Source organism: Sphingopyxis sp. MWB1 (assembly GCF_000763945.1).
GTDB lineage: Bacteria > Pseudomonadota > Alphaproteobacteria > Sphingomonadales > Sphingomonadaceae > Sphingopyxis.
The window spans coordinates 876,784-895,317 of sequence record NZ_JQFJ01000002.1; the positions used below are offsets into that span (position 1 = coordinate 876,784).

Here is an 18,534-nt window from a genome sequence, read left to right on the forward strand (position 1 = left end):
CCTCATCCTGTCGTTTGGGGGCGGTCATTCCGCTCCGCCACATCATTGTCGATCAGCCCTTGTGACAACAATGTTTCACGCGTGAGACGAATACCGAGGCGTTTGCCTTGAGCGAGCGCCGCCCGGTCGAGCGCGGCGACAATGCGGTGGATCATCGCATAGCTGCGTTCCATGCGCGGCACGATATAGGCGGCGACATCGGGTGAGAGCATCATGCCGCGCCGCGCGAACAAAGCCTCGATCAAATCGCGGGCGAGGGCGTCGTCAGGCTCGCCTATGGTGAATATCGGGACGGTCGAAAGCCGCGAGGCAAGGTCGGGAAGCGCGACATTCCATGCGCTGGGCGGCGCATCGGCGATGATCAGCAAGGGCCGGTCGCTTGCCTGCGCCGCGTTCCAGGCGTGGAACATATCCTCTTCCGAAACGCTCTGCGGTCCATCGATCACCCGCCCGCCGGTATCGCGCACGAACATCCGGCCCATCAGGCTGCGCCCCGATCCCGGCGGGCCGACGAGAACGGCGGTGCGGACGGGCCAGCTTTCGACGCGATGAAGCTGGTGCACGGCATCGGCGTTGCTGGGGCCAAGGATCAGCGGGATATCGGCGCGCTCGCCATCCTCCCAATCGAGGGGCAGCGCGATCTGTCCAGTTGCGGCGCCGGACATCAGCGGCTGATCCTGAGCTGCCCGCCGCCTTCCTGCACCTTGAAGCCGCGCGCGGCGAGCGCTGCCCTCAGCGCAGCAATATCGCCATTATAGGTGACACTCAGCACCGAAGTGCCGCCGAGCGCGAGGCTGGTGGTCGAAGCGGAGCGCACGCCCGCAATGCCCGCCACCGCGCGTTCGGTCGCCGAAACCGATTCGACATCGGGTGAGGCATATTGGACGGCGAAGCTTTGCACACTCGGCGCGGGCGCCGCGCTGTCGCCGCCATTGGCGTCATCGTCACTGCGCGAACCGCTGGCGCTATCGCTGCTTTCGCCGCCACTATTTTCGGACGTCGTTTCTTCGGGCAGCTCCTCCGCCTGCACCGGCTCCTCGAGCACCAGATAGCGGTCGGTCTTGAGCAGCCCGTCGGCGAGCGCGCGGGCGTAAATGGCGTCCATGCGCGCCACCGCCTTTTGCATCATGTCGGGCAGCGCCGCCGGGGTCGGCGCCGTCATGGTAAAGCTGTCGACATAGCCATTGTCGGGGCCGAAGCGCGCGGTGAAATAGCCCTTCACCGGCCCGCCGGGATAGCTATATTCGACGCGCGCCATCGGGATTAGCACATCGGCGGCGCCATATTGATCGAGGATCACGCGCCACCAGATGCGCCCGCGCCGCCCGATCTGCCCCGGATTGAGGAGCAAGGTGTCCGGCCCGGTGCCCGCGGTGCGAACATAGTCGATCGCGCTTTGCCCGGTGTTAAACTCGGCCCAGGCGCGCTGCCACGCGCTGCGCTGTTCGAACACCTGCTGAATGCCGCCGACGGAATAGACGGGGATGACGAGCAGGGGCGGCGAGCGCAGTGTCCGCCCGCTGACCCCCAAAATCTGTCCGGCGCGCACGCGGTCGAACTGCACCCCCAGCGTCGCGACATAGCGGCGGGGTCCGATCTGTTCCTTTTCAACAATGATCGCCGTGACGATACCGTCGAGCACCGAATCGGAAAGGCGCGGTCCGTCGCGCCCGTTGATCTTGCGGTAAAGCTGTGCCCAGCCCTTGCGTTGGGCTTCGCGCCAGCCGGTTTCTCTCGCTTCCTCTGCGTTTTTGCCGGTGGCGTCGATGGTGATGCCCGTGGCCATGAAATCGCCGCTGCTGTTGATCGGGGTGATTCCCCGGTTGCCGCGCGCAATCTGTCCTTCGACCACGCCGATCGCGACAACCCCCAGAAAAAGGGCGAAAAGCCCGATCCAGCGCGGATCGCGCAGCATATGGAGGGGGGCGAAAAATCGCGAAAGCGAGGGCGCCGGGGCGCGAAGGGAAGCGGTGACGTTCATCTCTTCTCTATGCTCTGCCCAAAAGCGCGGCTCGGGACAAGGAAATCATGGCAATTACGCGCCAGAAGCGTTAGTCGCGCGTGCCATGGATTCCAAGCATAACCAACCCGCCCCCTACACTTATGCCCAGGCCGGGGTCTCGATTGATGCCGGCAATGCGCTGGTCCGTGCCATTGCCCCGCTCGCCCGTGCGACGCGCCGCCCCGGCGCCGATGCCGATCTGGGCGGCTTTGGCGGATTTTTCGACCTGAAAGCCGCCGGGTTCAACGATCCCCTGCTGGTCGCGGCCAATGACGGCGTCGGCACCAAGCTGAAACTCGCCATCGAATCGGGGCAGCATGACGGGGTCGGCATCGACCTCGTCGCGATGTGCGCCAACGATCTGATCGTGCAGGGCGCCGAGCCGCTCTTCTTCCTCGACTATTATGCCACGGCGAAGCTGGACAATGATGTCGCCACCGCCGTAGTCGCAAGCATTGCCGAAGGGTGCAAGCAGGCCGGATGCGCGCTGATCGGCGGCGAAACCGCTGAAATGCCCGGCATGTATGCCGAGGGCGATTATGACCTCGCCGGTTTCTGCGTCGGCGCGGTCGAGCGCGACGCAGTGCTGACCGCCGACAAGGTGGCGGCAGGCGATGTGATATTGGGGCTGGCCTCGTCGGGCGTGCATTCGAACGGCTTTTCGCTCGTCCGCCGCCTTGCCGCCGACAAGGGCTGGAAACTCGACCGCCCCGCCCTGTTCGACCAGAATATATTGCTGATCGACGCGCTGATGGCGCCGACGCGCATCTATGTGAAAAGCCTGCTGCCGCTGGTCAAAGGCGGCAAGATTCACGCGCTGGCCCACATCACCGGCGGTGGCCTCCTTGAAAATATTCCGCGCATTTTGCCGAAAACGCTGCACGCCCATGTCGATGCCGATGCCTGGGAACAGCCGCGCCTGATGGCCTTCCTGCAGGCACAGGGGAATATCGAGCCCGAAGAAATGGCGCGCACCTTCAACTGCGGGATCGGCATGGCGGTGGTCGTCGCCGAAAGCGATGTTGCCGAAGTGACGGCGGCGCTGGAAGCTGCGGGTGAGACCGTCCACCGCATCGGCCATATCGCCGAGGGCGAAAAGGGCTGCACGGTGACCGGCAGCGCGGAAACATGGAGCGCACGGGGCGGGTGGAGCGCGGCGCATCAGGGATAGTCTCTTCGTCACCCTGAACTTGTTTCAGGGTCCATGGTCCGCCGTCGCCTGCGACGCTGCGCCGAACGAAAGAGCAGACCATGGATGCTGAAACAAGTTCAGCATGACGACAGGGGAGCGGTGATGAAAAAGGCCAAAGTCGCTGTTCTGATTTCGGGCGCGGGCACCAATATGGCGGCGCTGCTCTATGCGGCAAAGGCCGCCGACTGCCGCTATGAGCTGGTGCTGGTTGCGAGTAATGACCCCGAAGCGCCGGGGCTGGAGATTGCGCGCGCTGAAGGCGTGGCAACATGGGCGCGCTCGCACAAGGGAATGAACCGCGACGCCTTTGACGCGCTGGTCGATGAGCAATTGCGCGCGGCCGGCGCCGAATATGTCGCGCTGGCGGGCTATATGCGGATTTTGTCCGATGACTTCGTCGCCCGCTGGGAAGGGCGGATGCTCAATATCCATCCGAGCCTGCTGCCGCTTTACAAGGGACTGAACACCCACGCACAGGCTATTGAAAATGGCGATGAATTTGGCGGATGCAGCGTGCATGTCGTCACCCCCGAACTGGATGATGGGCCGGTTCTCGCCCAGACGCCGGTGGCGATTGTTCCGGGCGATACGGCGGACAGCCTCGCCGCGCGGGTGCGTTTTGCCGAGCATCAGCTTTATCCCCGGGCGCTCGCTGCCTTTGTCGCGCGCGAACGCTCGCCCGATTATCTGCGCGCACGGGTGCGCGAAATCGCCATGGCGATGCCCGAAGCCGATGAAGTCACCTCGCACGGCATGCCCTGTTTCGGGATCATCAAGGGCAAGAAATTCGCCTATTTCACCGAGGATCATCACGGCGACGGCAAAATCGCCCTGCTCGTCAAGATCAGCGGCGCCGACGAACAGGCGGGGCTGATCGAAATGGACAGCGAGCGCTATTATCGCCCCGCCTATTTCGGCGACGGGTGGATTGGTATCCGACTGGACCTGGGCGATACCGACTGGGACGCAATTGGCGAATGGATTCGCAAAAGCTGGCTGGCAATCGCGCCCAAAAAGCTCGCCGGGCTGATGGCGGTCGCCGACGATTTTTGATCGTGAGGCACCGCCTGCCATTGGCGGCGGCGCCGAAATAGGCGACAAGAGGGGGTGACACTGAACCTCGCCCTGTTGCTGTCGATCCTGTCCTTTGCGATCTATATCGCTGTCATCGGGCGAGTGCTGCTGCGCCCGCAGCGCGAACCTGCGTCGCGCATCGCCTGGCTGATCGCCATAATCGCCGTGCCGCTGGTCGGGGTGATCGCCTATCTGCTGCTCGGCGAAGCGCGGGTCAGCCGTTCGCGGCGGGAACGCTACCGGGCGATCGAAGAACATCTGCCCCACCCCGGCGGCGCCGATGACGTGCGCGCCCGGCTGCGCGGCGCGCCCTATGCCGGGGCCTTTGCGCTCGCCGAAACCGTCAATCAATTGCCCCCGACCGATGGCAACCGCGCCATTCTGCCCCCCGACAGCAACAGCGCCATCGCGATGATGGTTGCTGATATCGACGCAGCGCGAGCGACGGTGCATCTGGGATTTTATATCTGGCTGGCCGACCATAATGGGCTGGCGGTCAAGGACGCGCTGATCCGCGCGGCACAGCGGGGGGTGAAGGTGCGGGTGCTGGCCGATGCGCTGGGCGCGCGGCGTTTCATCCGCTCGTCCCACTGGGGCGAGATGCGCGAGGCCGGGGTCGATGCGCGCGTCGCCCTGCCGATTGGCGGACTGATCTGGACGCTGATCCGCGGGCGCTTTGACCTTCGCAATCACCGCAAGCAGCTCATCATCGACAATCGCATCGCCTGGTGCGGCAGCCAGAATCTGGCCGACCCCGAATTTCGCGTGAAGGCGCGCTATGCCCCCTGGGTCGATATCATGACCCGCTGGGCAGGCCCGGCGGCGCAGGCGTGCCAGTTCGTTTTTGCCGCCGATTGGGAAAGCGAGCATGGCGATTGCATCGATGCGCTGCTGCGCCCCGAAGCCGCGCCGCCGCGCGTCGCCGAGCCGGGGATCATGGCGCAGGTAATCGCGACCGGTCCCAACCTGCCCTACCCCGCCATGCCCGCCTGTTTCAGCATGTTGATCCATTCGGCCCAGCGCGAGCTGATCATCACCACCCCCTATTTCGTGCCAGACGAGCAGATATTATTCGCGCTGCATAATGCCGCGCGCCGCGGGGTGGAAACGACGCTTATCCTGCCCGCGCGCAATGACAGCCGGATCGTCGCCGGGGTCAGCCGCAGCTATTATGCCGATATGCTGAGCGCGGGCGTGCGCCTTTATGAATATCGCCCCGGCCTGCTCCACGCCAAGACGATCAGCGTCGATGGCGAGGTGGCGCTGATCGGATCGGCGAACCTCGACCGGCGCAGTTTCGAGCTGAATTTCGAGAATAATATCCTGCTGGCCGACCGCGATTTCACCGCTGAAATTCGCGTGCGCCAGCTCAGCTATCTAGCGGAATCCCAGGCGGTGAGCGAAGAAAATGTCACCCAGACGGGGATTGCCCGGCGGATATGGCGCAACCTGCTCGCGATGCTGAGTCCGCTGCTTTAAGTCAGAAAAAAGCCGCCGGAGTGATCCGGCGGCTTTTTTTTTTCGGTCGCTCCCTGCTCCGCTTCGCTCTTGTGCCGTGAGGCAGAGTCAAACGGGCGCTGGAGATTGCTTCGCCCGGCTGCGCCGGGCTCGCAATGACGTCCTGTTATCCGACGATTTCTTCGGGCTTGAAGAAGAAGGCGATTTCGATCGCGGCATTTTCGTCGCTGTCCGAACCATGGACCGAATTTGCTTCGATGCTCTCGGCAAAGCTCTTGCGGATCGTGCCTTCGGCGGCGTCGGCGGGGTTGGTGGCGCCCATGATGTCGCGGTTGCGCTTCACGGCGTCTTCGCCTTCCAGCACCTGGACGACGACGGGGCCGCTGATCATGAAGTCAACCAGTTCGCCGAAAAAGGGGCGTTCCTTGTGGACCGCGTAAAAGCCTTCGGCCTGTTCGCGGGTCATGTGGATGCGCTTGGACGCAACGACGCGCAGGCCGGCTTCTTCGAGCATCTTGGTAACCGCACCGGTCAGGTTGCGGCGGGTGGCGTCGGGCTTGATAATCGAAAAGGTGCGGGTGACCGCCATGGGAAAGCTCCTGCTGGGAATATTGTTGTGCGCGCGCCTCTAGCGGCGCTTTTGCGCGGCGGCAAGAAAAGACGCGGCCCAAACGGAAGCGTGGGTTCCGCGCGGCCTAAGGCCCCTCGGCCCAGCGGCCCTGATCATCCTGTTTCCAGAAATGCCGCTCGACCGTGTCGAGATTGCCAAGCTGGCGCCATGTCGCGCGGGCGTCGTCGATGCGGGCATCGTCGAAGAGGAGGAAGGCGCGGGTAAAATCCAGCGCGCCCTCGCGCCATTCGCCATCGGCAAGCGCGACGAGCCGCGCGCCATTGGCAGGCGGCATGTCGAGCGCGCCCGCGATCAGGATCGGCTCGATCGCTTCATCGGGCGTGCCCGCCGCGCCATGCGGTAGGAAGCTCGCGGGTTGGTGCGCCCAGAGCGCAGCGTCAATCGCTTGCCGCTGCATCGCCGAGGCAGCGACGATCAGCAGACGGTCGCCCTGCCCCAAAATGCGCGCGGCGAGCAGCGGCAGCACATGTTCGACCGGGTCGCGTGACAGGCGATAGAAATCGACGCGGGCCATGGCCTTATCCGCCCCCTGTCATCGGGCCCCCCATTGCGACCCCGGATTTGATCCGGGGGCATCCATCACCCGCCCGCAACCTCTTTCAAGGTCGATGGCGGGGGATTGCCGCGTCGCTTCGCTCCTCGCAAGGGTGCCGGTTGCCGTCACCCTTCGAAATTGTCGGCGATGAAACGGTCGAGCAGGCGGACGCCATAGCCGGTCGCGCCCTTGGCATAGGTTGGCCCTTCCTTGTCGTGCCACGCCATGCCCGCAATATCGAGATGCGCCCATTGGACGCCCTTGTCGACGAAGCGCTGAAGGAATTGCGCCGCGGTGATCGAGCCGCCCTCGCGCGGGCCGATATTCTTCATATCGGCAATCGAGCTGTCGATCAGCTTGTCATAAGCGGGCGAGAGCGGGAAGCGCCACAGCCGGTCGTTGCTGGCGGTGCCCGCGTCGAGAAGCTTCGCCGCCAGACCATCGTCATTGGCGAACAGCCCCGCATATTCATGGCCGAGCGAAATGACCATCGCGCCGGTCAGCGTCGCGAGATCGACGATGACCTTGGGCGAATAGGTTTTTTGGGCCCAGGTGATGGCGTCGCACAGCACCAGACGCCCCTCGGCGTCGGTGTTCAGTACCTCGACCGTCTGCCCCGACATGGTGGTGACGATGTCGCCGGGGCGCTGGGCATTGCCGTCGGGCATATTTTCAACAAGGCCGAGGATGCCGACGACATTGGCCTTTGCCTTGCGGCCCGCAATCGCCTTCATCGCGCCCGCGACGGCGCCCGCGCCGCCCATGTCCCATTTCATCATGTCCATGCCCGCGCCGGGCTTCAGGCTGATGCCGCCGGTGTCGAAGGTCACGCCCTTGCCGATGAAAACGACGGGGGCGTCATCCGCCTTGCCGCCGTTCCAGCGCATGGCGAGCAGGCGCGGCGGGCGCACCGACCCTTGTGCAACGCCCAGCAGCGCGCCCATGCCGAGCGCCTGCATCTGCTTTTCGTCGAGCACTTCGATTTCGACGCCGAGGTCAGCCAGATGGCGGCAGCGTTCGACGAAGCTTTCGGGATAGAGGATATTGGGCGGTTCGGCGACGAGGGTCTGGGTCAGGGCCACCCCTTCAGCGACGGCTTCCTGCGCCGCCCAGCGATCCGACAAATCGCCCGACCCGGAGGCGATCACCAGCGTCTTGAGGCTGGGGCGCGCCGTTTCGGGAAGGCGGGTGCGATAGGTGTCGAGCCGCCAGTTGCGCAGCCGCGCGCCCATGGCAAAGGCGAGCACATCATCTTCATCGCTGTCGCCTGCGCTGGCGAAATCGACCGCCGCGCTGACGGCGCCGCTGGTCTGGAGCCGCGCAGTGACCGCAGCGCCGCCGCGTTCAAGGTCATGGACGCTGCCTTCGCCGATACCAACGAGAATGAGGCGCTTTGCTGCATCGCCATCGAGCGCGGTGGTTTCGGCGATGGTGCCCGCCGCACCGTCGAAACGGGCCTGATCGGCCGCCGCCTTGAGCAATGGCGCATGCGCTCCGCCAATCCCGGCCAGGCCGCTCTTGCGCACCGGAAAGACGACAACATCGGCAGATGCTTCGATTTGCGCGACAAACTGAATGTCCATTGACTGACTTTCTTAAGCGATGATTGATTGAAACATGCGGGACCGATAGGGGTTTCGGCCGCGAGTTGCAAAAAAACAATAGCAGCGTAACGGTCTGTGTGAACGGCCATGATGAATGGGACAAAGTTAGGGATATGAACGGAGCTTTGTTCCGAAAAAGCGGTGGAATCCGGATTTTCTGGCTGGCAACGGCCAGCGGAGCCGCGCTCGCCGCCTGCCCCGCGCTGGCTCAGGAGCAGGGCGATTCGCCTTTTCCCGAAGCAGAAACGGAAGCGCCTGACCTGCAGACGCCATCCCTGCCCCCCGCACGCGGCGATGCGCCCGAACCGCAGAGCGACGAAGAGGTCGCCTTTGCCGCCGACGATCTGAATTATGACAGCGGACAAGGCGTTGTCATGGCCCAGGGCAATGTCGAGATGAACCGCGACGCCATCATGCTGCGCGCGGACAAGGTGACATGGAACAGGGAGACGGGCGAAGTCGTCGCCGAGGGCGATGTGGCGATCCGCAACCCCGAAGGCGATACCGCCTATGGCGAGCGGATCGAACTGACCGACAGTTTGCGCGACGGGGTGATTTCCAATCTGCTCGTCGTATTGGAAAATGGCGCACGGATGGCGGCCGTCAAGGGTGAGCGGTTCGAAAATGGCGATATTGCGCTGGAAAATGCGGCCTATACGCCCTGCCCCGTTACCGACCCCGAAGGGTGCCCGAAAAATCCCAGTTGGCAAATTCGCGCCGTGCGGGTCCTGTATGACCGCGACAAGAACAAGATCAGATACAAGGGCGCGCGGGTCGAGGTGTTCGGCCTGCCGCTGATCCCGCTGCCCGGCCTTAGCCACCCGGCCAATCGCGATGCCGGAAGCGGCCTGCTGGTACCCGAGGTGCGGATCGACCGCACCAATGGCTTTGAAATCGCGGTGCCCTATTATCTGCGCCTCGCGCCCGATCGCGACATGACGATTACGCCGCATATCTATACCAATGCCGCGCCGATGCTGGAGGGCGAGTTTCGCGCGCTGACCGATATCGGATCGTTCCGCATCAACGGCTATGCGACCTATAGCTCGGTCGTGCCCCTCTCGGGGCCGGAAATCGACCGGCGCAATGATTTTCGCGGCTATCTGGAAAGCGCGGGCAAATTCCAGTTCGATCCGCGCTGGAGCCTGACCTATTCGGGGCGTATCGCCACCGACCGCACCTTTATGCGCCGTTACGACATCAGCCGCGACGACCGGATGCGCTCGACCTTTGAGCTGGAGCGGATTGGCGGGCAAAGCTATTTGTCGATTGCCGGCTGGGCGACACAGACGCTGCGCCGCAATGATGAACAGGGGCAACAACCCATCGCGCTGCCCATCATCGATTATCGTCAGCGGCTCAACGACCCGTGGTTGGGCGGGCAGTTCGAGCTGCAGCTCAACACCCTGATGATCGGGCGCACCGCGGGGCAGGATACGCAGCGCGGTTTCGCAGGCGCACGCTGGGATTTGCGCGGGATGACCGGCATGGGTCAGGAGGTCACTTTCACGGCGCTGGTGCGCGGCGATGTATATCACAGCGACGAGAATCTGTTGACGGAAGTCCCCGGCTATCGCGGAAAATCGGGATGGCAAGCGCGCGGCATTGCCGCGGTTGCCGCCGATATGCGCTGGCCCTTTATCGGCGAATTTGCCGGGGGCACGCAAACGCTGACACCGCGCATCCAGTTTGTCGCAACGCCGCCGCTCAAGAATATCGACATCCCCAATGAGGATTCACGCGCCTTTGACCTGGAGGACAGCAATCTTTTCGCGATCAACCGCTTCAACGGTTATGACCGGTTCGAAGATGGCGCACGGGTCACCTATGGCGTCGAGTGGAATTACAACCGCCCCGGCTTTTCCATCGCGAGCAGCCTGGGGCAAAGCTATCGCCTGTCCGAAAAGCCGACGCTTTTCCCCGATGGCACCGGGCTGACCGATCGTGTGTCGGATATCGTAGGCCGCACCACGGTGGCCTATAAGGATTTTCTGCGCCTTTCGCACCGCTTCCGGCTCGACAAGGATAATCTGGCGGTGCGCCGTAATGAGCTGGACGCCACTGTCGGCAATCGCTCCACCTATGCGATGATCGGCTATTCGCGGCTCAATCGCGATATTGTGCTGCTCGGTGAGGATTTGCAGGACCGCGAGGAGATACGTGCAGGCGGCCGCGTCGCCTTTGCCCGCAACTGGTCGCTATTTGGGTCGGCGGTGGCGGATTTGACCGGCCAGGCCGATGACCCGGGAAGCGAGGCCGATGGTTTCGAACCGATTCGCCACCGCCTGGGGGTAGCCTATGACGATGATTGCCTGTCGCTGGCGGTTACCTGGCGGCGCGATTATATCGACACGGGCGATGCGCGGCGGGGCAACAGCTTTTCCTTCCGCGTCGCTTTCCGAAACCTGGGTTTCTGATCCGGACCGCTCAGCCTTTGTTCAGCCTTGCCCCGCTAGGGGACAGGAAGGCAAGGAGCGACGCACGGTTTCGCTGGACCATCAGGCGTTTCCACTGATACGGAGCGTCCCCTATCTCGCAAAACAGGATGATGATGACCAAATTCTCGACCCTGATCGGATTGGCCGCCCTCGCAGGGGCGGGCGCCGCACCCGTCGTGGCCCAGACCGTTTCCGACGACGAGGTGCCGACCACCAGCCTCAACATTCCCGGCAATGTCCAGCTGTTCGGCCAGCAAAAGGCGAATGTCTATCGCCCCTCGGCAAAGGTGAATGGCGAGATCATCACCGCAACCGATATTGAACAGCGCATGGCGCTGATCCGTATCGCCAACGGCGACGTCGAGCTGCCCCCCGAAGAGGCACAGCGGCTGCGCCAGCAGGTTTTCAGCAATCTGATTGACGAAAAATTGCAGATTCAGGAAGCCAAGGCGGCGGACATCGCGATAGACGAGCGATTGATCGACGAACAATTCGCCCGGCTGGCCACACGTTTTCGTCAGACGCCAGACCAGTTCAGCGAATATCTGAAAAGCAAGGGGTCGTCCGCCGCCGCTGTGAAGCAGCAGATTCGCGGGGAATTTGCCTGGGACCGCCTGCTGTCGCGTAATATTCAATCGACCACCAATGTGTCGAGCGAGGAAGTCGAATCGGTCGTTCAGCGGATGAACGAAGCCAAAGGGCAGAATGAATTTCACTTGGGCGAGATCTATCTGTCGGCAACCCCCGAAAATGCCGCAGCGGTTATGGAAAATGCCCGGAAGATCATTCAGGCGCTGCAGGCGGGCGGCAGCTTTGCCGCCTATGCCCGGCAATTTTCCGAAGCCTCCACCGCCGTGGTCGGCGGCGACCTTGGCTGGGTCAAGGCGGGGCAATTGCCGCCCTCCATGGCCGAAGCCGCCCAGCAGATGCAGGCCGGACAGCTGGTCGGCCCCCTTGAGGTGCCGGGCGGCATTTCGATCCTGTTGATGATCGACCGGCGTCAGGTGCTGACCGCCGACCCGCGCGATGCGGTATTGAGCCTCAAGCAATTGTCGCTCGACTTCCCGGCGGGGACGAGCCGCGCGCGCGCTTCTGAACTCGCCAGCAAATTTGCCGAGGAAACGCGGCAGATCGCCGGATGCGGCGCAGCAGACGATGTGGCGCGCAAACTGGGTGCAAATGTCGTGTCGCGCGACAATATCGCCATGCGCCAGCTTCCCGCCCCGCTACAGGCCACGCTCGTCGATCTGCAGATCGGCCAGACGACCCAGCCCTTTGGCGCCGCCGAGGAAGGGATTAGCGTGCTGGTCCTGTGCGGCCGCGACATGCCGCAAACCGCCACCGCCCCCAATATTCAGGAGATTGAAAATCGCCTGCTGGAGGAAAAGGTCAACAAGCGCGCCCAGCGCTATCTGCGCGATTTGCGCCGGGACGCCGTGATCGAATATAGCTGATGCCGCATCGCAACCCCATTGCGGTTACCATGGGCGACCCGGCCGGTGTGGGGCCGGAAATGACCGCCCGCGCCTGGGAAGCGCGCAGCGAGCATGGGCTTGCCCCCTTTGTCGCCATTGGCGACGCCGCCGCCATTGCCGCCGTATGGAAGGGTCCTGTCGCCCGCGTCAGCGACATGGACGAGGTTCCGTCGGCCTTTGCCGAAGCGCTGCCGGTGTGGCATCTGGAGGATAGCGGCCCGCTGACCCCCGGCGAGCCAACCCCGGCGGGCGCAACCTGTGCGCTTCATGCGCTGGAAACGGGGATTGGACTGACCCGGACGCAGGCGAGTTCCGCGCTGGTCACGGGGCCGGTGTCGAAACATGCGCTGCAAAGCATAGGCTATACCCACCCCGGCCAGACCGAATTTATCGCCGAACGCTGCGGTGTGATGGCGAGCAACGCGGTGATGATGCTGGCAGGGCCAAGCCTGCGCGTTGTGCCGCTGACCGTGCATATCCCCCTTGCCGAGGTGCCGACGCGGCTGACCAGCGAATTGATCGTGTCGCGCGCGCGCGTCGTATCGCGGGGCTTGCGCCGCGATTTCGGGGTCGCAAAGCCGCGGCTGGCGATTGCGGGGGTTAACCCCCATGCCGGCGAAAGCGGGCGGCTGGGCGATGAAGAAGCGCGGATCATCCTGCCCGCGCTGGAACAGCTTGCTGCCGACGGCATAAGCGTCGACGGGCCGATCGCGGCGGATGCGATGTTCGCGCCCGCTATTCGCGAACAATATGACGCCTTGCTGTGCTCCTATCATGATCAGGCGCTGGCGCCCTTCAAGGCGCTGCATTTCCACGATGGCGTCAATCTGACGCTGGGCCTGCCGATCATCCGCACATCGCCCGACCATGGCACCGCGTTCAATATCGCCGGGCGCGGGCAGGCCGATCCGGGACCGACCATCGCCGCCATCCGCATGGCCGCCAGCCTTGCCGCCAGCCGCGAACATAACTGCGCGCCCGCGCAATAGGCGGTGACGGCCATGGGGACGCCTTCGCTGCCACCGCTGCGCGAAACGGTGCGCGCACATGGCTTGGTCGCCAGCAAGGCGCTGGGACAGAATTTCCTGTTCGACGAACAATTGCTGGACCGTATCGCGGCGCTCCCGGGCGATTTGCAGGACGCTACGGTCTTCGAGGTGGGGCCCGGCCCCGGCGGGCTGACGCGCGCCTTGCTGCGGGCGGGTGCACGGGTGATCGCGGTCGAGCGCGACGAACGCTGCCTGCCGCTGCTCGGCGAATTGTCAGAGGCCTTTGGCGGGCGGCTGACGGTGGTGTCGGACGATGCGATGCGCGTCGATGTCGATGCGCTGACCGGCGGCGCACCTTATCATATCGTCGCCAACCTGCCCTATAATGTCGGCACCGCGCTGTTCACCCGCTGGCTGGAACCGCCAGCCTGGCCGCCGCGCTGGCAATCGCTGACCCTGATGTTCCAGCAGGAAGTCGCCGAACGCATCGCCGCGCGCGTCGGCACATCGGCTTATGGCCGATTGAGCGTGCTCGCCCAGTGGCGCGCCGAGGCGAAGGTTGCGATGAAAGTCCATCGCTCCGCCTTCACTCCGCCGCCCAAGGTCATGTCAGCCATCGTCCGCCTGACCCCCGGCGAACAACCCGAGGGCGTCGATCCCGCGACCCTGTCACGCCTCACCGAAAAGGGATTTGGCCAGCGCCGCAAGATGCTGCGCCAAAGCCTCAAAAGCATTTCCGGCGCCAGCGAGGCCATGGCCGCGCTCAATATCGACCCCACCCGCCGCGCCGAAACGGTCAGCGTGGAGGAATGGGTGGCACTGGCGCGGTGTCTATCACGCGGACGCCCGGACAAGGGATAAACTCCTTGGCTGGCGCGTGCTCTAGCTTGCCGCCCATTGATCGACCGTTTGATCGAGAACCGACATGGGCATCGGCCCAGCCGTCAGCACCAGATCATGAAAGGCGCGCACGTCAAAGCCCGCGCCTTTGGTGCGGCGCGCTCTTTCGCGTGCCGCATATATGGCATTGGCGCCGACCTTGAAGCTGCAAGCCTGACCCGGATAGACGGCGTAGCGCGTGACCTCCCGGTCGGTGGCGTCGGGCTGCTCGCCGGCATTTTCCACCATCCATGCGACCGCTTTGGCCTTTGACCAGCGATGATGATGCAGCCCCGTGTCCACCACGATGCGCGCGGCGCGGAACAGTTCGGACTGGAGATAGCCGATGCGGGCAAAGGGATCGCCTTCATTGGCGCCCAGTTCGTCCGCCACCTGCTGCGCATAAAGCGCCCATCCTTCGGTATAGGAGGAAAAACGCACGATACGCCGGAAGAGCGGTAGCGCGGGCGCTTCGGACAGAACGCTATATTGGAAATGGTGCCCCGGAACGCCCTCATGATGCGTCAGGGTGGGCAGTCGCCAGGTTACATGCTCGCCCGGATTTTTGAGGTTGAGCGAATAGACCCCCGGCTCACCCGGCGCCCCTTCGGAATAAAAGGCGCCGGGCGCTCCCGCCTCGATCGCCGCCGGGATGCGGCGGACGACGAGCGGCTTGACCTTGGTGATGCCGAACGCGCCGGGCAGAAGCGCGGTGATTGCCTCAATCTGCTCGCGCGCCAACGACAACAGCTTTTCGCGGCCCACGTCATCGTCCGACACACGGAAACGCGGATCGCGGTTGAGCGCGCCCACCCGCTGCATCACGCTTCCCTGGCTGAGCCCTTGGGCCTTCAACAATTGGTCGATTTCTGCGGTCAGGGCGCGGCATTGCTCCTGCCCGATACGATGCAATTCAGCGGGAGGCGTATCAATGGTCGTATTTGCGCGCACCGCCGCCGCATAATAGGCCTCCCCATCGGGAAGTTTCCATACCCCTGCGCGGTCGTCCGCCAGCGGCAAAAGCGCCTCCAGCGCCGCCACCTGCCGGCTGAGGGCGGGGCGGATTTCGGCGGCAAAAATAGCTTTGGCCTGCGCGGTCGGATCGCCCAGGTTTTTCGCGGCGATGCGGCGCAGGGCTGGCGCGATCAACGCCGAGCCCACTGGATCGCTGTCACGCAATCCTTTAATCTGGGCAAGGGTCCGGTGAATCACGAAATCGGGGGGAATGACCCCCAGCCCCGCATCATGGCGGATGCGCTCGCTTTCCTGATCCAGCGCGACGGCCAGCGCCGACAGGCGCCGCAGCCACGCTTCCACATCGGCGCGTGTCTCTATGGGGTGGCGGCTGCCGATAAAATCAGGAAGCCAATAATAGGCCCCGTTCATCTGGCTGACGACATAGGGGCTGGGCCGCAAGTTGCCGTCGACATAGCCATAGCGCCCCAGCAGATCGTCGAGCGTCTGATAGACATAACGGGCAACGGCATGATCCTGCGCCGCGCGCGGCGAAAGCATCGCGGCGTCAATCTGCTGCAACTCGTGCAACGCCATCCGGATCGCCTTGCGATCTTCGGCGCGGGCGGCAAGCGAGCGATCGTCAAGCCGGGCACGAAGCGCGGCGTGGGCGCCGGTATCGAAATCGAGGCTGGTGGCTTCTTCGGGCGAGCGCCGCAAATAGGCTTCGCTGTGCCGTTGCAGCATCGCCGCCAGCCGTGCGTCGCTGCCCCCCTCCGCTGCGCGCAAGGAAGCCGGCACAAAGCCCGACAACCCGGTCGCCGCCGCCGCCCCCACAAAGCCTCGCCGGTCGATCATCGGGTCACCCTCTCGCTTCATTCCGGCCATCTTCTGCCGAGCCTTCACGCATAACGCCAAGGGGGCGGCCCATTGGACCGCCCCCGGCTCTCCGCCATCAGAATTTATAACCGATGCTGGCCCCGAAGACGCGGTAGGATGGTTCCACCTGCACCCCGCTGTAAAAGGCCTTTTCATAGGCATTGGCGTAATATTTCTCATCAAAGAGATTTTCGACGAAGACGACCGCGCGCAGCCGCTCATCCTCGACCCCCAGCCGCAAATTCACATTATGATAGGATGGGCTGCGGAAAGGTTCGCCCGCCACATTCTTGTAGAGATAATAATAGGGGTTCGAAATCATCGCATCGCGATAATTCCATTCCGCGCGCACAAAGGCTTCGAACTCGTCGCCAAGCGGCAGCGTATATTGGGTTTGTGCACCCAGCGTCCATTCGGGCGCATTGGTGAGCTGTTCGCCGGAAATGTCGATGACATTGCCGTCGATCAGCGCGTTGGGATATTCCTTATATTTGGATTTGTTGAAGCCGACATTGCCGCCGAGCGTCCAATGATCCGTCAGGCGCGCATCAAAGCTGGCTTCCATCCCATAGCTTTCCGCCGAGGCAGCGTTGGCGATGCCGCTGACGCCGCGCAGCAGCCCGGTCACCGGGTCAATATATTGGAACCGGATGGTCTGCTGCACATCCTTCCAATCCATATAAAAGCCGGTGACATCGACGCGCAGGCGGCGATCGAACAGGTCGAACTTCGTCCCCAGCTCGTAATTCCACAGCGTTTCGGGCTTGAACTCATTGGTCAGCGCCGCGCTGTTGCTCGTCTGCGTGCCCCCTGATTTAAACCCGCGCGAGGCGGTCGCGAAAATCATCCAGTCGCGATTGGGCTTGTACGTCAGCGTGAACTTGGGGGAGATATCCTCAAAATCCGCGACCCGGTCATTCTCGCCCGTGATCACCGTGTTCGAGCTGGTCTGCGACACATTCGTCACTTTTTCCCACGAATAACGCAGCCCCGCTGTCGCCGACAATTGCTCGGTGAAATTGAGCGTGCCTTGGGCAAAAATGGCGAAATAGCGGCTGGTGCTGACCCCTTCGGCGCCCGTTACCTCATATCCATCGCAATTGCCGCCCGTGCCGGCGGGGCAGAGCGGGCTGTCCGCGCCGTGGAAGGTGGTCTGGTCGCTAACGCCCTTGTCCTTGCCAAGCGAGGCGCCGAGGCTCCAATCCAGAAACTGGGTGCCGGTCGATTGAAGCCGCAACTCGCCGCTCGTGGATTCACGCCGCAGTTTCAGATCTTCATAGAAGAAGTCGCGGCTGCCGCCATCGACATCGCCATAGTTAAAGACATCGGACGACAAATGGCCGCCCACCGCCGTCAGGGCAACAGGGCCGAAATCCCAGACAGCGCGCGTGCTGAAATATTCAAACTTGCTGCCGACGCGCTGCTTACGATTGAAGTTTACCCGCGTGTCATTCTCGGGATAAAAGCCGACGCCATCGGGATCGGCGATCAATCCTGCCGTGCCACCATAATAAACCGACGCCCAGGTGCGCGTGACGAAGCCGGTGGGCACACCGTTGCGCATCCCCACTTCTTCATCCGAATAATTATAGGCGAAATCCCAGGTCAGATTATCGAGCGGGGTAAAGCGCGCCTGGATACGACCGGTATAATATTCGCTGTCATTCCCGCCGCCGATGGGATTGATATTCTTGATATGACCGTCGGATTTTTCAATCTGGCCCGACGCGCGCACCGCAAGCAGGCCGCTCACCACGGGGATATTGATCACCCCTTGCGCGCGCTTCGTATCATAGCTGCTGTAGCCAAGCTCGATTTCGCCCTCAAAGGCATCGACCGGCTTTTTGGTGATGACGTTGATCGCGCCGCCGACCGCGTTGCGCCCGAAATAAGTGCCCTGGGGCCCACGCAGCACCTCGATCCGTTCCAGATCGACAATCTGCGGATTGCTGGTGCCCGCCGCGACGTTGAATTCGTCGACATAAAAGGCGTAGCTCGACTGGCGGACATCGGCATAGGGATTGAGCTGGTTCGAAATACCCCGGATGGCGAGATCCTTGCGGTCGCGCGAACCGTTCGACTGAAAGCTGACATTGGGAGTCAGCGCGAAATAATCGTCGACGCTCTGCACATTCTGATCTTTGATCGTCTCGGCCGTGAGCGCGGTGATGGCGATCGGTACGTCCTGCAGGCTCTGTTCCCGGCGCTGCGCAGTGACGACGATTTCGCTTCCGCCGCGGGAAGCGCCCGCCTGCTGCGCGTGGGCAGGCGCTACGATCAGCCCGGCCGCCATGGCCGCCGTCGCTACGCCCGCGGTAAAATTGGCGCCCCTGTTCTTTTTGCATAATTTCATGTCAAAACCCCCTCTGTGGCCCGGAACCATGCCCCGACCATGGTTTGTCCTCTTCCCTCGCCGTCCTAATC

Annotated in this window: 14 protein-coding genes; 7 read left to right on the forward strand and 7 right to left on the reverse strand. The window is 63.3% G+C overall.

Going from position 1 to position 18,534, the window contains the following annotated elements:
• Nucleotides 1-2 precede the first annotated feature (2 nt).
• Nucleotides 3-665, reverse strand: coding sequence for an HdaA/DnaA family protein (locus JV18_RS0105050; protein ID WP_033073663.1), 663 nt, complete (start codon nucleotides 663-665; stop codon nucleotides 3-5).
• Nucleotides 665-1,981, reverse strand: coding sequence for a heavy-metal-associated domain-containing protein (locus JV18_RS0105055; protein ID WP_235302882.1), 1,317 nt, complete (start codon nucleotides 1,979-1,981; stop codon nucleotides 665-667). Before JV18_RS0105055 ends, JV18_RS0105050 begins: the two co-directional genes overlap by 1 nt.
• An 85-nt stretch (nucleotides 1,982-2,066) precedes the next feature.
• Between JV18_RS0105055 and purM the strand changes: the two genes are divergently transcribed.
• The 3 genes from purM to cls all read left to right on the forward strand — a co-directional run bounded on the left by purM (nucleotide 2,067) and on the right by cls (nucleotide 5,747).
• On the forward strand, nucleotides 2,067-3,173 hold the full coding sequence (purM, locus tag JV18_RS0105060; RefSeq protein WP_033073664.1) for a phosphoribosylformylglycinamidine cyclo-ligase: 1,107 nt from the start codon (nucleotides 2,067-2,069) through the stop codon (nucleotides 3,171-3,173).
• Nucleotides 3,174-3,296: 123 nt separating this feature from the next.
• A complete protein-coding gene (gene purN, locus JV18_RS0105065; protein WP_033074967.1) occupies nucleotides 3,297-4,247 on the forward strand; it encodes a phosphoribosylglycinamide formyltransferase in 951 nt (316 codons plus the stop codon).
• A 54-nt stretch (nucleotides 4,248-4,301) separates the two neighbouring features.
• Nucleotides 4,302-5,747: a cardiolipin synthase gene (gene cls, locus JV18_RS0105070; RefSeq protein WP_200879070.1), complete on the forward strand. Its 1,446-nt coding sequence runs from the start codon at nucleotides 4,302-4,304 to the stop codon at nucleotides 5,745-5,747.
• A gap of 145 nt (nucleotides 5,748-5,892) precedes the next feature.
• Here the strand turns inward: cls and ndk are convergent, their stop codons facing one another.
• The 3 genes from ndk to JV18_RS0105085 form a co-directional block, all read right to left on the reverse strand.
• Nucleotides 5,893-6,315: a nucleoside-diphosphate kinase gene (ndk, locus tag JV18_RS0105075; RefSeq protein ID WP_033073665.1), complete on the reverse strand. Its 423-nt coding sequence runs from the start codon at nucleotides 6,313-6,315 to the stop codon at nucleotides 5,893-5,895.
• 106 nt (nucleotides 6,316-6,421) lie between these two features.
• Complete coding sequence (locus tag JV18_RS0105080; RefSeq protein ID WP_033073666.1) at nucleotides 6,422-6,871, reverse strand: DNA polymerase III subunit chi; 450 nt, start codon at nucleotides 6,869-6,871, stop codon at nucleotides 6,422-6,424.
• A gap of 146 nt (nucleotides 6,872-7,017) precedes the next feature.
• Nucleotides 7,018-8,475, reverse strand: a complete 1,458-nt coding sequence (locus tag JV18_RS0105085) for a leucyl aminopeptidase (protein WP_033073667.1) — start codon at nucleotides 8,473-8,475, stop codon at nucleotides 7,018-7,020.
• A 134-nt stretch (nucleotides 8,476-8,609) separates the two neighbouring features.
• On the opposite strand from JV18_RS0105085, the gene JV18_RS0105090 reads away from it, so the two are divergent.
• From JV18_RS0105090 to rsmA, 4 genes are all read left to right on the forward strand, one after another.
• Complete coding sequence (locus JV18_RS0105090) at nucleotides 8,610-10,913, forward strand: LPS-assembly protein LptD (RefSeq protein ID WP_033073668.1); 2,304 nt, start codon at nucleotides 8,610-8,612, stop codon at nucleotides 10,911-10,913.
• Between the two features lie 134 nt (nucleotides 10,914-11,047).
• On the forward strand, nucleotides 11,048-12,388 hold the full coding sequence (locus JV18_RS0105095; protein ID WP_052072069.1) for a peptidylprolyl isomerase: 1,341 nt from the start codon (nucleotides 11,048-11,050) through the stop codon (nucleotides 12,386-12,388).
• A complete protein-coding gene (gene pdxA / locus JV18_RS0105100) occupies nucleotides 12,388-13,398 on the forward strand; it encodes a 4-hydroxythreonine-4-phosphate dehydrogenase PdxA (RefSeq protein WP_033073670.1) in 1,011 nt (336 codons plus the stop codon). Before JV18_RS0105095 ends, pdxA begins: the two co-directional genes overlap by 1 nt.
• A 12-nt stretch (nucleotides 13,399-13,410) precedes the next feature.
• A complete protein-coding gene (gene rsmA / locus JV18_RS0105105) occupies nucleotides 13,411-14,259 on the forward strand; it encodes a 16S rRNA (adenine(1518)-N(6)/adenine(1519)-N(6))-dimethyltransferase RsmA (protein WP_033073671.1) in 849 nt (282 codons plus the stop codon).
• A gap of 21 nt (nucleotides 14,260-14,280) precedes the next feature.
• Here rsmA and JV18_RS0105110 read toward each other — a convergent pair whose 3' ends face one another.
• Nucleotides 14,281-16,119, reverse strand: coding sequence for a DUF885 domain-containing protein (locus JV18_RS0105110; protein WP_235302886.1), 1,839 nt, complete (start codon nucleotides 16,117-16,119; stop codon nucleotides 14,281-14,283).
• Between the two features lie 67 nt (nucleotides 16,120-16,186).
• Nucleotides 16,187-18,463 carry a TonB-dependent receptor gene (locus tag JV18_RS0105115; RefSeq protein ID WP_033073673.1) on the reverse strand — a complete coding sequence of 759 codons (2,277 nt, stop codon included), beginning with the start codon at nucleotides 18,461-18,463 and terminating at the stop codon, nucleotides 16,187-16,189.
• Nucleotides 18,464-18,534: the final 71 nt, after the last annotated feature.

What these genes read in the sequence shown, in the direction of transcription:
- purN (WP_033074967.1), top strand. Translation starts at nt 3,297, where the DNA reads ATGAAAAAGGCCAAAGTCGCTGTTCTGATTTCGGGCGCGGGCACCAAT.
- JV18_RS0105050 (WP_033073663.1), bottom strand. Translation starts at nt 665, where the DNA reads ATGTCCGGCGCCGCAACTGGACAGATCGCGCTGCCCCTCGATTGGGAG.
- JV18_RS0105080 (WP_033073666.1), bottom strand. Translation starts at nt 6,871, where the DNA reads ATGGCCCGCGTCGATTTCTATCGCCTGTCACGCGACCCGGTCGAACAT.
- JV18_RS0105090 (WP_033073668.1), top strand. Translation starts at nt 8,610, where the DNA reads ATGAACGGAGCTTTGTTCCGAAAAAGCGGTGGAATCCGGATTTTCTGG.
- pdxA (WP_033073670.1), top strand. Translation starts at nt 12,388, where the DNA reads ATGCCGCATCGCAACCCCATTGCGGTTACCATGGGCGACCCGGCCGGT.
- JV18_RS0105085 (WP_033073667.1), bottom strand. Translation starts at nt 8,475, where the DNA reads ATGGACATTCAGTTTGTCGCGCAAATCGAAGCATCTGCCGATGTTGTC.
- JV18_RS0105055 (WP_235302882.1), bottom strand. Translation starts at nt 1,981, where the DNA reads ATGAACGTCACCGCTTCCCTTCGCGCCCCGGCGCCCTCGCTTTCGCGA.
- rsmA (WP_033073671.1), top strand. Translation starts at nt 13,411, where the DNA reads ATGGGGACGCCTTCGCTGCCACCGCTGCGCGAAACGGTGCGCGCACAT.
- purM (WP_033073664.1), top strand. Translation starts at nt 2,067, where the DNA reads ATGGATTCCAAGCATAACCAACCCGCCCCCTACACTTATGCCCAGGCC.
- JV18_RS0105110 (WP_235302886.1), bottom strand. Translation starts at nt 16,119, where the DNA reads ATGGCCGGAATGAAGCGAGAGGGTGACCCGATGATCGACCGGCGAGGC.
- JV18_RS0105115 (WP_033073673.1), bottom strand. Translation starts at nt 18,463, where the DNA reads ATGAAATTATGCAAAAAGAACAGGGGCGCCAATTTTACCGCGGGCGTA.
- JV18_RS0105095 (WP_052072069.1), top strand. Translation starts at nt 11,048, where the DNA reads ATGACCAAATTCTCGACCCTGATCGGATTGGCCGCCCTCGCAGGGGCG.
- ndk (WP_033073665.1), bottom strand. Translation starts at nt 6,315, where the DNA reads ATGGCGGTCACCCGCACCTTTTCGATTATCAAGCCCGACGCCACCCGC.